The sequence below is a fragment of the Streptomyces sp. CLV115 genome (assembly GCF_038448545.1).
Lineage (GTDB): Bacteria > Actinomycetota > Actinomycetes > Streptomycetales > Streptomycetaceae > Streptomyces > Streptomyces sanglieri.
Genome location: NZ_JBCEWQ010000123.1, coordinates 1 through 14,784 on the forward strand (window position 1 = coordinate 1; position 14,784 = coordinate 14,784).

The 14,784-nt window shown below is 69.3% G+C and carries 13 protein-coding genes; 7 read left to right on the top strand and 6 right to left on the bottom strand.

Annotated elements, in window-relative coordinates:
- Positions 1 to 178: 178 nt before the first annotated feature.
- The gene (locus AADR41_RS31035; RefSeq protein WP_342284887.1) at positions 179 to 844 is read right to left on the bottom strand and encodes a hypothetical protein; all 666 of its coding nucleotides are present in this window, start codon (positions 842 to 844) and stop codon (positions 179 to 181) included.
- Positions 845 to 959: 115 nt separating this feature from the next.
- Here AADR41_RS31035 and AADR41_RS31040 point away from each other — a divergent pair, with 115 nt between their 5' ends.
- Positions 960 to 1,625 (top strand): TetR/AcrR family transcriptional regulator, encoded by a 666-nt coding sequence (locus tag AADR41_RS31040; protein ID WP_342284889.1) that lies wholly within the window; start codon positions 960 to 962, stop codon positions 1,623 to 1,625.
- Positions 1,626 to 2,079: 454 nt separating this feature from the next.
- On the opposite strand, the gene pdxR is transcribed toward AADR41_RS31040, so the two are convergent.
- The gene (gene pdxR / locus AADR41_RS31045; protein ID WP_342284891.1) at positions 2,080 to 3,699 is read right to left on the bottom strand and encodes a MocR-like pyridoxine biosynthesis transcription factor PdxR; all 1,620 of its coding nucleotides are present in this window, start codon (positions 3,697 to 3,699) and stop codon (positions 2,080 to 2,082) included.
- 118 nt (positions 3,700 to 3,817) lie between these two features.
- Between pdxR and AADR41_RS31050 the strand changes: the two genes are divergently transcribed.
- The 4 genes from AADR41_RS31050 to AADR41_RS31065 all read left to right on the top strand — a co-directional run bounded on the left by AADR41_RS31050 (position 3,818) and on the right by AADR41_RS31065 (position 6,019).
- Positions 3,818 to 4,546 (top strand): GNAT family N-acetyltransferase, encoded by a 729-nt coding sequence (locus AADR41_RS31050; RefSeq protein ID WP_342284893.1) that lies wholly within the window; start codon positions 3,818 to 3,820, stop codon positions 4,544 to 4,546.
- 40 nt (positions 4,547 to 4,586) lie between these two features.
- A complete protein-coding gene (locus tag AADR41_RS31055) occupies positions 4,587 to 5,078 on the top strand; it encodes a class I SAM-dependent methyltransferase (RefSeq protein ID WP_342284895.1) in 492 nt (163 codons plus the stop codon).
- Positions 5,079 to 5,186: 108 nt separating this feature from the next.
- Positions 5,187 to 5,639, top strand: coding sequence for a GNAT family N-acetyltransferase (locus AADR41_RS31060; RefSeq protein WP_342284896.1), 453 nt, complete (start codon positions 5,187 to 5,189; stop codon positions 5,637 to 5,639).
- A gap of 17 nt (positions 5,640 to 5,656) precedes the next feature.
- A complete protein-coding gene (locus AADR41_RS31065) occupies positions 5,657 to 6,019 on the top strand; it encodes a transposase (RefSeq protein WP_446751134.1) in 363 nt (120 codons plus the stop codon).
- Here AADR41_RS31065 and uvrA read toward each other — a convergent pair.
- Both uvrA and recA read right to left on the bottom strand, forming a co-directional pair.
- Entirely contained in the window at positions 5,931 to 8,780 is a 2,850-nt protein-coding gene (uvrA, locus tag AADR41_RS31070; RefSeq protein WP_342284897.1) for an excinuclease ABC subunit UvrA, read from the bottom strand. The genes AADR41_RS31065 and uvrA overlap by 89 nt on opposite strands.
- A gap of 240 nt (positions 8,781 to 9,020) precedes the next feature.
- Positions 9,021 to 10,127, bottom strand: coding sequence for a recombinase RecA (gene recA / locus AADR41_RS31075; RefSeq protein WP_446751136.1), 1,107 nt, complete (start codon positions 10,125 to 10,127; stop codon positions 9,021 to 9,023).
- A gap of 488 nt (positions 10,128 to 10,615) precedes the next feature.
- On the opposite strand from recA, the gene AADR41_RS31080 reads away from it, so the two are divergent.
- Complete coding sequence (locus tag AADR41_RS31080; protein WP_342284899.1) at positions 10,616 to 11,113, top strand: CarD family transcriptional regulator; 498 nt, start codon at positions 10,616 to 10,618, stop codon at positions 11,111 to 11,113.
- Between the two features lie 467 nt (positions 11,114 to 11,580).
- Here AADR41_RS31080 and AADR41_RS31085 read toward each other — a convergent pair whose 3' ends face one another.
- Positions 11,581 to 13,026: an MFS transporter gene (locus tag AADR41_RS31085; protein ID WP_342284901.1), complete on the bottom strand. Its 1,446-nt coding sequence runs from the start codon at positions 13,024 to 13,026 to the stop codon at positions 11,581 to 11,583.
- A gap of 102 nt (positions 13,027 to 13,128) precedes the next feature.
- On the opposite strand from AADR41_RS31085, the gene AADR41_RS31090 reads away from it, so the two are divergent.
- Complete coding sequence (locus AADR41_RS31090) at positions 13,129 to 14,019, top strand: helix-turn-helix transcriptional regulator (RefSeq protein WP_342284904.1); 891 nt, start codon at positions 13,129 to 13,131, stop codon at positions 14,017 to 14,019.
- Between the two features lie 206 nt (positions 14,020 to 14,225).
- Here AADR41_RS31090 and AADR41_RS31095 read toward each other — a convergent pair whose 3' ends face one another.
- The gene (locus tag AADR41_RS31095) at positions 14,226 to 14,711 is read right to left on the bottom strand and encodes a hypothetical protein (RefSeq protein WP_342284906.1); all 486 of its coding nucleotides are present in this window, start codon (positions 14,709 to 14,711) and stop codon (positions 14,226 to 14,228) included.
- Positions 14,712 to 14,784: the final 73 nt, after the last annotated feature.

Below are 14,784 nucleotides of genomic sequence, written 5' to 3' on the forward strand. Positions count from 1 at the left end.
GTGGGGGAGGGGCCGGGGAGGCCTTCGGGAGAGGGGTTGTGCGGACGGGTGTGTCCGGGATGGGCGGTGATTCTCTGGTCCGCACGAGGGGTGGTGTCGATGGTGTGTGCGTGCCGGCGGGACCGCGGGGTGGGGAACCCGGCAGTGCAAGGGGTTCCCCACCGTCGTTCGGCCGTTGTCACTGTGCCGTGTGCGCGGCCTCCAGCCAGTTGAGGAACTCGCAGGCGAAGTGCCACTGGTGGCCGGTGAAGACGTGCTCGGGGGCGTGTGCGGGGAACTGGATCGTCAGGCGGATGCGCAGGCCGTGCGGGCCGTCGCCGAACTCGTGCATGACGCGGCAGATCTCGGTGCCGTCCGTGAGTCGGCCGGTGCCGCCGATCCGGACGGGGTAGGTCTCGTGGCCCTCGTCCTCGATCGCGACGCCGTCGTGGAAGGTGAGGAAGAAGCGCAGCGGTCCGGAGCCGATGGTCTCGATGATCTCGACCACCCCGTCGGCGGAGTCGGCGAGGTAGTGCTCCGGGTTGGCCGAGAGCAGCGCCGTCCGGTCGGCGCTCGCGAGCCGGCCCTGCCACCAGGTCAGGAACTCCTCGGCGGTGATCCCGCCGATTTCCATCTCGGTCACGGCGGACCGCCACGCACCGCCCGAGGCGTCCGGCAGCGGGGCCATCGTGCGGTCCGCCGCCCGGAGGTCCTCGGTGAGCAGTTCCCGCATCGCCTCGTCCCCGATCCGGTCCTTGAGCAGGGCGAGCGCGGCGCGGGCGCGGTCCAGTTCCCACCGGCGGATGTCGTCCTGCGTGTGCTCGGTGCCGTCGATCACGGTCCGGACGGTCAGTGTGCCGTTCATGGCGTGTTCCCTTCGATATCGAACCCTTAAGTGGAGAGTTTCTCTCCGCCTCTAAGACGCTAACATAGCGGAGAGGAATTCTCCGGTTGGGTTGGGCGATGGAAGGCGGTACACCGTGCGGGCAGATGCGGCACGCAGCAGGCGACGGATTCTCGACGCGGCCCGTGACGTCTTCCTGGAGCGCGGCCTCGACGCGCCGCTGGATCTGATCGTGCGCCGGGCCGGAGTCGGGCCCGGCACGCTCTACCGGCGCTACCCCGACCGGGAGGCGCTCGTCCGGGACCTGACCGGCGACCTGCTCGCCCGCCTGGAGAGCGCGGCCGAAGCGGCTGCCGCGGTGGACGACGACGCCTTCGCGGCCGTGCGCCGCTTCGTCCATGCGGCGGCGGACCTGCGAATGGGTGCGGTCATCCTCGTCCTGCTCGAAGGTCTCGTGGTCGACGAGGAGCTCGTACGCATCCGTACCAGCACCGCGAGCACCGTCGAAGCGCTGATCGACGCCGCGCACCGGTCCGGCCGGCTCCGCCGCGACGTGGGCATGGGCGACCTCGTACTGCTCTCGATCCGCCTCTCCCGTCCCCTTCCCGACGGCCTGGACCGCCTCGACCCCGACGGCGACCTCCTCCACCGCCACCTCGACCTGGCCCTCGACGGCCTCGACACGGCAGCACCGACCAGGTCTGCGGCAGCCCCGGCGCCGGGCACCCCCTTGAGCTTCGCCGACCTCGTTGCCGCCGCCGACCGCCCGGCCGTCACCGACCGGAGTCCCGCGGGCGGGTAGTTGATGCCGTCCCCCGGGTGTGGGACATGGTGACGACCCGTCGGGAGCCGAGCACGGTGGCGTCGATGTGTCCGCCGCGGGGCATGCCGAAAACAGGGCGGAGTCGGAGGAGGAGGCAACGGGCCGCGCGGTGACCGTCTCCGACGCGCAGACCCCTGTGACGGTGGCCGGCACCAGACCACCGTCACCCACCGCGGCACACGCTCCGGAAGGTCGGATCCGGCCCGGCCTCCACCGCGGCTCCGACAGACTGGCAGCAGGCCACACTACGGGCGGATGCCTCCTTGGTGAAATGGCTCTTCGCGCGGCGGCCGTCCTCAACAAGGAGGGCCAACTGCCGGCGCACATGCACGTCTGGGCCCGGTTCTTCGGTCAGGGCCTGTCCGGCGGATCATGAAACCGGCCGGCCTCCGGTACTTCGTTCAGACGAACGGCGACGCGACTTCCACCGTATTCACCGAAGTCCGGTCGTCGGGGCGGGCGGTGGAGCGATCACCGGAGAGTGCCCAACCGGGATTGGGTGCGGGACGTCGGTTTCGGGCGCGCCGTAGAGGCCGGGCCGGGAACCGCGGGGCGCGGGTGTTCGGGCCAGGTCCCTGATCAGGTGCGAGAGTTGGCGCAGGCCGGGGGCGAAGGCCGATTCGGGGGTGTTGCCGTAGCCCAGGACGAGTCCGTTGTGGGCGGCGTCGGGCACCAGGGAGTGTTGGGACAGGGGCCGGGGAGCCATCCGGTGGCAGCGGGCAGCGCGGGCGAGGGGCTGGTCGGGGGTGTCCGGCGGCAGCTGCACGGTCAGGTGCATTCCGCTGTCCCCGCCGGTCACCGTGTGGGGCACATCGAGGTGTTCGGCCAGTGCCGCCCTGAGCACGTCGCGTCTGCGGCGGTAGAGGCGGCGCATGCGGGCGAGGTGTCTGCTGTACTGACCGCTCTCCATGAAGTGCGCGAGGGCGAGTTGTTCGTGGCGGTGCCCGCCGCGCAGCAGTTCGTCCACGACCGGTGCCGCCCGGTCGACCAGCGGTTCGGGCAGGACTAGGAACCCCAGGCGCAGGGAGGGGAAGAGGGTCTTGCTGAAGGTGCCGACGTAGAGCACCGGCGCGCCGGGTGCCAGGCCCTGCATGCATGCGAGGGGTTCCCCGCTGTGGCGGAACTCGCTGTCGTAGTCGTCCTCGATGATCCAGGCGCCGTGCAGGCGGCACTTCTCGATCAGGTCGAGGCGTCTGGACGCGGTGAGGACCGCTCCCGTCGGGTACTGGTGCGCGGGGGTGGTGGACACGAGCCGGGGCGGGTGGTCCTTCCAGTCGGATGCGGAGGTCAGCAGGCCCTCCGCATCGACCGGGACGGGCACCACGGTCAGGTCGCCGCCGCTCAGCGCGGTCTGCGCGCCGCGGTAGCCCGGGTCCTCGACCCAGGCAGTGTCCCCCGGGTCGGTGACCAGCCGGACACACAGGGCGAGCGCCTCCTGCGCCCCTTCGGTGATGACGACCTGCTCCGGGAGACAGTGCAGGCCGCGGGCGAGGGCGAGGTGACGCAGGATGGCGGCCCTCAGCGCCGGTTCGCCGCGCGGTGGGCCGTAGCTCAGCAGCTGTGTCCCGCCGCGCTGGACCACCCGGTCCAGAGAGCGCCGCCAGGCCGCCAGCGGGAACTGGGCCAGGGCGGGGACACCTGGTGCGAAGGTGAGGGAGTCGGCACCTGACAGGTCGTACTTGCGGATCCGCTCGCCACGCCGTGCCAGGGTGGCCGGGGCCGAGTGCGCGCCGTCCTCCGGCTCCGGGCGGGCCAGTGCGGCGACACGAGTGCCCTGCCTGCTGGGCTCGATGTAGCCCTCAGTGCTCAGCACATCGAACACGAGCGTCACGGTGTTGCGTGACACCCCGAGACTTTCTGCCAGGGCGCGCGAGCCCGGCAGGCGACTGCCCGCCGGCAGTCGGCCGTCGAGGACAGCGACCCGAATGCGGTGCAGAAGCTGCTTCTGGAGGGACTCCCCGCCGCGCCCCCGGGACAGCGGCTCCTGTAGCAGGAAGTCGAGCTGCGGCCCCAAAGCTTCGTTGTCGGCCTGCGCCGTTCGGTCCTCTCCCACCGCGTCCTCCCGGTGCGCACGCTCCGTCGTGGCTCCATGGAATGACCCTACCGTGGCCCTTATCGAGGGTCCACGCGATGCCTAGTCTGGAAGTGCCGGAACACACGAGGAGATCAGCATGACCGCACGTCCCAACGAATACGGCCAACCCGTCGGCCGCCCTCTGCCCGGCTGGACGGCTGTTCCCGCGCCCGCCCGGGACACCCTTGAGGGCAGCTTCTGCCGACTGGAGCCCCTGGACGCGGACCGCCACACCGACGACCTGTACGCGGCCTTCGCCCTCGCGACGGACGGCAGCGACTGGACCTACATGCCGGTCGGCCCCTTCGACGGCCAGGCCGACTATCGCGCCCACCTGACGGCGGCGGCGCGGGCGGACGACACCCTGGAGTACGCGGTCGTCGACCTGCGCACCGGCAAGGCCGTGGGCACCTTCGCCTTGATGCGCCAGGACCCGTCCAACGGCGTCGTCGAGGTCGGCAGCGTGGCCTTCTCGCCCCTGCTGAAGCGGACCCCGGTGTCCACCGAGGCCCAGTTCCTGCTCATGTCCTACGTCTTCGACGGCCTCGGCCACCGCCGCTACGAGTGGAAGTGCGACAGCCTCAACGCACCCTCGCGCAAGGCGGCCCTGCGGCTGGGCTTCACCTTCGAAGGGATCTTCCGCCAGGCCGTGGTCTACAAGGGCCGCAGCCGCGACACCGCCTGGTACTCCGTCATCGACGCCGAGTGGCCGCGCGTCGGCACGGCGCTGCGGCAGTGGCTCTCACCCGACAACTTCGAGGCGGAAGGCCGTCAGAAGCGGTCCCTGTCCGACATCCGCGCTGCCGGCGGTGAGCGGGGACACTGACGAGTACTCACACCCATCCGAAACATCACCGAAGGACCGCATGAACACCGGCTTCGACGCCACGACCTGGCGCTACGGACCACTGGCGACCCTCTTCCACGAACTCGACAAGCCGACCGGCACCTCGTTCGGAGACTTCGAGTTCCACGCCGACCGCCTGCGGAACGTGTCCGGCCCCGTACTGGAACCAGCCGTGGGCACCGGCCGCATCCTGATGCCCCTGCTCGAACGGGGACTGGCGGTGCGCGGCTACGACACCTCGGCCGCCATGCCGGCACAGTGCCGCGTCAACTGCGCCCGTCGAGGACTGAAGGCCGACGTCTTCGAGAGTGACATGACCACGCACCGCGAACCCGGCGCCTACGAGGCGGAACTCCGGATCTTCTCCCTGCTGTGGTTCGGGCTCGCCGAGTTCACCGCCATGCTGCACCGGGCGGGCTTCACCGACGTCACCGTCCACGGCGGCTACCGGGCGGGCATCGCACCGACCGCCGCGGACGACGTGTGGACCTTCGAGGCCACCCGCACGTAGCACGCCCGCCTCCACCGGTAGGACCGCACGGGCGAACGACGCCCGATACGGCACCAGCAGCGCGCGCCGCATCCCGCCGCCCGTGCACGAGCACAGAAGGAACACCGCGTGACATCCAACACTCCGACCATCCGCCCCGTCGCAGCGACGGACGAAGCCTGCTGGCGCGAACTGTTCCGCCAGTACCGCGAGTTCTACCGGCTGGAGGAGTCCGAGGAGGTCGTCTCCCGCGCCTGGGCCTGGCTGACGGACCCCGGGCACGCATGCGACGCCCTCGTCGCGGAGGTCGACGGAGCCGTCGTCGGGTTCGCGCACCACCGCCCCGTCCCCTCCCCGTACACCGGAACGACGGGCATCTACCTCGACGACCTGTTCACCGACCCGGCAGTCCGCGGACGGGGCGTCGGACGGGCGCTGATCCAGGGGCTGCGAGCACGCGCCGCTGCCGAGGGGCGGTCCTTCGTGGAATGGGTCACCGCAGAGGACAATCACCAGGCCCAGGCCCTCTACAACACCGTTGCCGCGCGTACGACCTGGGTCACGTACGAGAGCAGCGTCTAGGTCCAGTCCGGCGAATCATGGCTCCGACCACGATCCGCCGCACAGGACCTGGCCGATCAGATGACCGTCGCCGGGCTTTGGCCGTTGGTCCGGGCACGGGGCAGGAAGAACGCGGCGATCCGTCGAATGCCGAGTGGGAGCGGTTGAGGCCGTTCCTGCCGGTGAGCAACAGGCGTTGTGTCCGGTGGCGGGATCATCGGCAGATGACCGACGGGATTCTGCACCAGGTGCGGACCGGTGTGCAGTGGCGTGACCTGGCCGAGCGGTTCGGGCCGTGGAGGACGGTCTCGTTCACATGGGCTCCAACAGGGCTTTCAGATAACGCCCGGTGTGCGCTCGGGCGTTGGCCGCGACCTGCTCCGGGGTGCCTTCGGCGATGACCTCGCCTCCCTGGTGTCCGCCTTCCGGTCCCATGTCGATCAAGTGGTCGGCCGACTTGATCACGTCGAGGTTGTGCTCGATGACGACGACCGTGTTGCCGCCGTCGGTCAGCCGTTGAAGCACCGTCAGCAAACGGGCGACATCGGCGGTGTGAAGGCCGGTGGTGGGTTCGTCCAGCACGTAGAGGGTGCGCCCACGAGTACGGCGCTGGAGCTCGGCGGCGAGCTTGACGCGCTGCGCCTCACCGCCGGACAGCGTGGTGGCTGCCTGGCCGAGCTTCACATAGCCGAGCCCGACGTCGTCCAGGGCCCGCAGGTGCCGGGAGAGGATCTGGTGGCCGTCGAAGAAGTCCAGGCTCTCCGCCACGGTCATGGCCAGCACGTCCGCGATGGACCTCTCCCTGTAACGCACGTCGAGGGTCTCCCGGTTGTACTGGGCGCCCCGGCATACCTCGCAAGGGACGTAGACGTCCGGGAGGAAGTTCATCTCGACCTTGATGGTGCCGTCGCCGTAGCAGTGTTCGCAGCGGCCGCCCTTGACGTTGAAGGAGAACCGGCCGGGCTGGTAGCCCCGCACCTTCGCCTCCGGGGTCTGGGCGAACAGCTTGCGCAGATGGTCGAAGACACCTGTGTACGTCGCCGGGTTGGAGCGGGGACTGCGGCCGATCGGCGACTGGTCGACCTGGACCACCTTGTCGATGTGCTCGACGCCCGTGATGGTGCGGTGCCGGCCCGGCACCCTGTGTGCACGGTGGACGCGCCGGGCGAGCGCGGTGTGCAGAATGTCATTGACCAGGGTCGACTTGCCGGATCCCGAGACGCCGGTGACCACGGTGAACAGACCGAGAGGAAACGGCACCGTCACGTTGCGCAGGTTGTGCTCGGATGCTCCGTGCACAGTGAGGGCGCGGCCCGGTTCAGCCTCTCTGCGCCGGATGGGCAGGGGGATCGTGCGACGTCCGGAGAGGTAGGCGCCGGTGACGGACTCAGGATGTACGGCCAGCTCCCGCACGGTGCCCGAGCAGACGATCCGGCCGCCGTGTGTGCCCGCGCCCGGGCCGACGTCCACCACCCAATCGGCGTTCCGCAGCGTCTCCTCGTCGTGCTCGACGACGCACACGGTGTTACCGCGGTCGCGCAGCCGCTTCAGGGTCGCGATGAGCCGCTGGTTGTCGCGCTGGTGCAGCCCGATGGACGGCTCGTCCAGTACGTACAGCACCCCGGTCAGCCCCGCGCCGATCTGGGTCGCGAGCCGGATCCGCTGCGCCTCCCCGCCCGAGAGGGAAGCGGCGGGCCGGTCGAGCGAGAGGTAGTCCAGGCCGACATCGAGCAGGAACCGCAGCCGTTCGCCGATCTCCGAGAGCAACGCCTCGGAGATCCTCTGCTCACGGGCACTGAGCTCCAACTCATTTATGAACGAGGCGAGTTCACCCAGTGGCAGGGCGGCCGTCCGGGCGATGCTGCGCCCGCCGACCGTGACCGCGAGAACTCCCGGGGCGAGCCTCGCACCCCCGCAAGCCGCACACGGCTCCGCGCGCATGTACCCGGCGAACCGGTTGTGGCCGGCTGCGGACTCGGAGCCCTCGGCGTAGCGGCGTTTGATGTGCGGGATGACTCCTTCGAAGCGGGATACGTGCGAGCGGTCACGTCCGAAGCGGTTCCGGTACGTCAGGTGCAGCCGCCGCTCCGCACCGTGCAGCACCATCTGACGTATACCGGAAGGAAGTTCACGCCAGGGGGTGGTGACACTGAAGCCGACGTCCGCGCCCAGTGCTTCGAGCAGGCGGGTGTAGTAGTCGGCGCCGCTGGTGTTGGTCCAGGGGGCGATGGCACCCTCCGCCAGTGACATGGTGTCGTCCGGCACGACAAGAGCTGGGTCGACCTCTCTGTGTGAACCGAGTCCTGCGCAGGTGGGGCAGGCGCCCCAGGGTGCGTTGAAGGAGAACAGCCGGGGCTCCAGCGACTCCAGGCCGATGTCGTGGGAGCGCGGACAGGCCATCTCCTCGGAGAGCACCAACTCGCGGCCGGCCGAGCCGGGTTTCTGATCCACGAACTCGACCCGCAGGACGCCGCATCCGATCCCCAGCGCGGTTTCCACTGATTCCGTCAGCCGCTGCCTGATACCGGGCTTGACGGTCAGCCGGTCGACGACCGCGTCGATCGAGTGCTTCTTGCGCTTGTCCAGTGCGGGCGGCGTCGTCAGCGCGAGGACCGTCCCGTCAACCCGGACCCGGCTGAATCCATCGGCGGACAACTGCCGGAAGATCTCGACATGCTCGCCCTTGCGGTCGCGGACGACGGGGGCCAGGACCTGGAACCGGGTTCCCTCGTCCTCGTCCAGCAGGAGGTCGACGATGCGCTGCGGTGTCTGCCGGCTGACCGGCTCGCCGCACTCGGGGCAGTGGGGGTGGCCGATCCGGGCGTACAGCAGGCGCAGGTGGTCGTAGACCTCGGTGATGGTGCCCACCGTGGAACGCGGGTTGCGGCTCGACGTCTTCTGATCAATGGCGATTGCTGGGGAAAGTCCCTCGACGGCATCGACGTCGGGCTTGTCGAGCTGCCCGATGAACTGCCGCGCATAGGAGGAAAGGGATTCAATATAGCGCCGCTGTCCCTCGGCAAATATGGTGTCGAATGCCAGGCTTGACTTTCCGGACCCCGACACGCCCGAGAACACGACAAGTGCATCCCGGGGCAGTTCGACGGAAACGTCACGGAGATTGTGCTGCCGGGCACCCTTGACGACGAGTCGATTTCTCACTTCGTAAACCTCAGGTGATGTTGACAACCAGCCGAGACTTACCGTAACACCGCGTCACCGCATGCCAGGTTCGTCATTCAGGGCCGGATCGGCGTGGTAAATGTCTCCCTTGACAGGGAAGTTCACCGCATGCGCAAAGAATATTCGGGCTGGTTTGAAGAGCGGCGAAAATGCGCATGGGTGACCCTTGGCCTCGCGCGGAATCTCTGAGCACGGGGAGGAATGGGTGAGAATTCCGGGCTATTGGAGTCCCTCGGTGTGCTGCGCCGCGCTGTACGGTTGCTGCTCCGCCTCGCCCCCGGTGCTGGGTGGCAGGGCAGCCGCGCCCCGTCGGATCGGCGCAGCCGGCTCCTCGAAATGGAGCCCGATGCCCAGCTTCTCCAGGATCTTCTTCTCGATCTCGTTGGCGAGATCGGGGTTGTCCTTGAGGAAGTTGCGGGCGTTCTCCTTGCCCTGGCCGAGCTGGTCGCCCTCGTACGTGTACCAGGCGCCGGCCTTGCGGACGAAGCCGTGCTCCACTCCCATGTCGATCAGACCGCCCTCGCGGCTGATGCCCTGGCCGTAGAGGATGTCGAACTCGGCCTGCTTGAACGGCGGCGCGACCTTGTTCTTGACGACCTTGACGCGGGTGCGGTTGCCGACGGCGTCGGTGCCGTCCTTCAGCGTCTCGATCCGGCGGATGTCGAGGCGCACCGAGGCGTAGAACTTCAGCGCCCGGCCACCGGTGGTGGTCTCCGGCGAGCCGAACATCACCCCGATCTTCTCGCGGAGCTGGTTGATGAAGATCGCGGTGGTCTTGGACTGGTTGAGCGCACTGGTGATCTTGCGGAGCGCCTGGCTCATCAGACGGGCCTGGAGACCCATGTGCGAATCACCCATCTCGCCCTCGATCTCCGCGCGCGGCACGAGCGCCGCGACGGAGTCGATGACGATCAGGTCGAGGGCGCCGGAGCGGACCAGCATGTCCACGATCTCAAGGGCCTGCTCGCCGTTGTCCGGCTGGGACAGGATGAGGCTGTCGATGTCGACGCCGAGCTTCTTCGCGTACTCGGGGTCCAGGGCGTGCTCCGCGTCGATGAAGGCGACGGAACCGCCGAGCTTCTGCGCGTTCGCCACCGCGTGCAGCGTCAGCGTCGTCTTGCCGGAGGACTCCGGCCCGTACACCTCCACCACACGGCCGCGCGGCAGACCGCCGACACCGAGGGCCACGTCGAGGGCGGTCGACCCGGTGGGAATCACTTCGATGGGCTCGTTCGGCCGCTCACCGAGGCGCATCACCGCGCCCTTGCCGAATTGCCGCTCGATCTGAGCCAATACCAGATCCAGCGCTTTGCCCTTGTCGACCATGTGCAACCCCACTTCTCATTCTGCGGTCCGCGCGACTGCCGCCCGGAGGGTGTGACAGCGGGTCCCGACGCAGAGGAGAAAGGGATCGCAGACGCACGTGCGTGCGTGCAGCGAGGCGCATCTCATCGATATGCGTGTCGCTTGCATACTATCAATGGGGCTTGATGGGCGACCGCTGCGCAGCGCCTCCCATTGAATCGTCGCCGGTGTCCACGGAATGACCGCGTCCCTTCTTCGACTTGGTGCACCCACTTCGATGTGACCGGGATCACGTCCGGTGATGCGCATGATGTGATGGAAAATGGAAGAGCTGGTTCGCAGAGGTTTTGCACACTCATCCGTATGAATGCGCCGACCCCTGCGCTCCCACGCTTGCCGACCACCGTCCCTCTGCGGCCGGGACCGGCAGTGGGACGGCTGTACGCCCTGCAACACGCAAGGGGGCTGGGCCGAGCGCGGCGCCGCACGCACAGGCGAGGGTTGACAACATGCAGTTCTCCGAGGGGCAGACACTCATCCACCCCCAGCACGGTCCGGCCACCGTCACCGAGGTTTTCGACCGCTCGGTCAATGGCGAGAGCAGGCGGTACATCCAGTTCCGAGTCCATGGGACCGACCTGCGCATTGCGGTTCCGGTTGAAAAGGCCGACGCGGTGGGCCTGCGATCGGTGTGCACCGCGGCACAGATCCAAGAACTGCTCGACGTCCTGAGGGCTCCCACATGCGAGGAGGAGGAGACTTGGCCACGCCGCTTCAAGGCCAACAGCGAGCGACTCCGGATCGGCGACCTTCTGCTCACGGCCGGCGTCGTTCGTGACCTGGTGCGACGTCAGGAGAAGCACGGGCTTTCCCCGGGGGAGAAGGACATGCTCAAGCACGCCCGCCCGCCAGTCCTGGCAGAACTCGCACTGGCACTCTCGCTGACCGACCGGGAGACCGAGGAACTGTTCAACTCGGCCATCCTCGTTGAACGGCAGGTCACTTGAGGGCTCCGCTGTTCCGGCCGTGATGGAGGGTGCCAGGAGCATCCCTCTTCCGCGGCCGCCCCGGCACAGTCGTTGTCCACGTGAAGCCCGTGTGACCGGCATGGACCGCTGTCGCACACCCGGGGCCTCTCGTTCGGGTCATGCCGGGCCGATCCGAACGAAAGGCCCTGGACGTCGAGGGTTTCGGTGGCGCAGCGCCGTACCTGCTGCGCGACCCGCACCGGCGTCCGGCCCGCGCTCACCCTTGTGCGGAAGCGGTCCGGGATTCCGCAGCGGGAGCAAAGATCGCCGCCGGAGCGGACACCCGGCGACCCCGGCCGCAGCCCTCCGGTGTGACGGCCGTGTACGGCACCCGCAGCACGGTGTTCCGTGCCGTCGGGGGTGCCGTTGATCACACCAGGCCCGACCCGGCGACCAGGGCCCATGGGACACCCAGGCCGCGAGGAACACCTGCACATCCACCTGCGTCAGGCCGCCCCGGCCGGTGCGATACGTGCGGCCAGGAAGGCGAATGCCAGTGCCAGGGCGGCCTGCACGGTCACGGCGACGGCGAAACCGTGGGGCAGCCCGGCGGCGGAACCGCCCGCCGTTGTGGTGGCCACGGCGTGGAAGACGCCTCCCAGGAGCGCCACGCCCAGGCCGAGACCGAGCTGCTGCAACGTGGTGAAGAGCCCACCGGCGACCCCCGCCGCCCACGTCGGTGTGCGCGACAGGACCGTACGGAGGACCGGCCCGTACATCAGGGCCTGAGTGACACCGAGCGCGATCAGGAGCGGCTGCAGGGCCGACGGGGACTCGCCGTGGGTGCCGTTCACGGTGAGGGCGAGGCCCAGGAGCACGGCCGCTTGCCCGATGGCCGCACCCGTCATCGTCCAGCGCCCGGTGCGGCGTTCCACGGCCGGTAGGGCGAGGGCGGTGACGACGAACCCCGCGCCGAACCCGAGCAGCAGCACGACGGTGCCCCAGGCGTCCACGCCGAACGCGCCCTGGGAGAGCGCCGAGAACTCGTACAGGAAGGCCCCGTAACCGGTGAAGAACAGCAGTGTCATGATCAGTCCCTGCCGTACGGCCGGGGTGCGCAGCACGCTCGGCGGTACGACGGGCAGTTCGTCGCGGCGTTCCGCGGCGCGCTGCGAGCGGGCGAAGACGGCGAGCACCGCACCGCCTGCGGTCAGCATCGCCAGCACCGGGGCAGGACCGCCCGCGGAGGTGCCGAGCGTCAGGGGCACCACGACGAGGAGCAGGCCCGTACCGAGGAGCGCGGCCCCGCGCAGATCGAGCGCGAGCGGCGCCGTCGAGCGCGACTCGGGCACGATGCGCAGGGCGAACAGCGCGGCCGCTCCTATCGTCCCGGTGAGCACCTGGACAAGCCGCCAGCCCCAGTGGTCACCGACGGCCTGGGCCACGGCGCCCGCGAGGAGCTGTCCGGTGACGGTCGCGATGCCGCTGACGGCGGCGAACAGCGTCACGCCCAGCGCCCGCAGCTTCTCGGGCGCCGTGGACTGGATGGTGGACAGGACCTGCGGCGTGAACAGGCCCGCGGCGACGCCCAGTACGGCGCGCAGCGCGACGAGTGTGACCAGGTTCGGTGCGAGTGCGGCGAGAACGGAGGCCACGCCGAACGCGCCGACGCCGGCCGCGAGCAGCCGGCGCCGTCCGAACCGGTCGCCCAGTCGCCCCGCGACGACGAGGGTCGCGGCGAACGCCGTGGTGTACGCGGACAGCACGAGCTGCCCGCCCGACACGGTCACACCGAGGTCATCGGTGATCGCGGGTTCGAGCAGGTTGACCGACCCGAACGTCATGTTCACGGGCAGGTAGGCGACGAGCAGGACGGCGAGGCCGGCGCCGGTGAGGGCGCGCGCCGGGTGCGGCGCCACAGTATGCGTGGCGGGAACGGTCTGTGTGGTCATGACCACGACCCTGCGCCCCGCTTCATCCTGGTACCAGGAGTCCAGCTATAGGGGTACCGGCACTACCTGGATTCACCGGCCCCGAGCCAGGACACTGGGGTGGTGACCTCTTCGACACCCGACCGCAGCACTCTCGGTGCCTTCCTTCGCGCCCGCCGCGCCCGCGTCACCCCCGGTGAGGTGGGCCTGCCCGCAGGCGGCCGCCGCCGTACACCCGGTCTGCGGCGCGAGGAGGTCGCGCAGCTCGCCGGAGTCGGGGTCACCTGGTACACGTGGCTCGAACAGGGGCGGGCCAAGAACGCGTCCGACCAGGTGCTGAACGCGGTGGCGCGCGTGCTGCGCCTGGATGCCGCCGAGCACCGCCACCTGATGGTACTCGCGGGCCGTGGCACGGCCACCGAACCAGGACCGCCCATGGACCTGCGCCCCGAGCACACCACCGTCCTGGCCAAGCTGCTGCCGTACCCGGCCGCCGTCCAGACCGACTGCTACGACCTGGTCGCGGCCAATCGCACCTACCGGTACCTGTTCGCCGACCTGGACGCGTACCCGGTCGAGGAACGCAACTGCGCCTGGCTGATGTTCACCGAACCGAGCTGGCGCAACAGCCTGGTCGACGAGGACAGCGTCCTTCGCGAAATCACCGCGAAACTCCGCACCCGCCAGCCGGAACACCGCGACGACCCCCGCTGGAACGCGCTGATCACCCGGCTTCGCCAGGAGTCGCCGGACTTCGTACGGCACTGGGAGTCGTACGAAATCGTGGGCGACCGCACCCAGCTGCGCCGCTACCAGTCACCGCGCGTCGGCGCCCTCGACGTCCAGTTCCAGAGCCTGTGGCTGGACCGGGCGCGTGGCGAGCGGATCATCGTCATGACGCCCACCGACAGCGCCACGGCCCAGCGTCTGGAACGCCTCGACTCGCTGGTCGGTGCCGCACCGGCATGGACCTCCCGCGGCGACTCCGCCGAGGGGTCGGCCGCAGGGACATAGATTCCCGGTGGGGGTGGGTGCCGGAACGGGGCTGGGCCGGGGTGTCGCACGTCGGGCGAGAACCGGTCGCAGCGGCTCTCGTCGGGGTGGCAGGTCGCCTGGACCGGACGTGTGCCGAACCCGGTGAGTGTGCGCGGTGTTGCCGCGTGCGGCTTCCGCCTCCCACGGCAGCGATTGCGGACATCTGTGCCACGAGTCCCGTCGCGCTACCCGCCCGGCCGGGCAACCTCCTCAGGTACCCCGAACCGTTCATGGAGTTCTTCGGAAAAACGTGTCCGGTAGACGCCGTGGACGATGGCCCAGGGGGACTGGTAGCCCCTGTGCTCCGGGTTCGAGACGTCCTCGTCCCACGGCGCTGCGGAGTCCGGAAGAAGCCGCGCACGGCCCAGATACATCTGCGCGGCTTCCTCCAGCCGCACTTCTCCCGCGATCACCGAGCTCCACAGCCCGTAGCCCTGCCCGACCACCCACATGCACAGGTCTTCGGTGCTGTCCTCGGACCAGACGTACCCGTCCACGCTCACGCCTTCCGAGAAGTCGGCCAGCGAATCAGCCGCGGACTCGTACGCCGGCGCGAAGGCTTCGAGGACTTCCCGTGGCTGGGACTCCAACCACAATTCAAGGGCGGACAGGCTCGGCCGTGTTGCTTCCAGCACCTCCCAGAACCAATCAGGAACATGATCCGGCCCCATTTCGGCTCCCGTGTCGATGGCTGCGGTACCGCCCGACCGTACAGCGGGATCACTCCCGGGAGTGAGCAGTGCG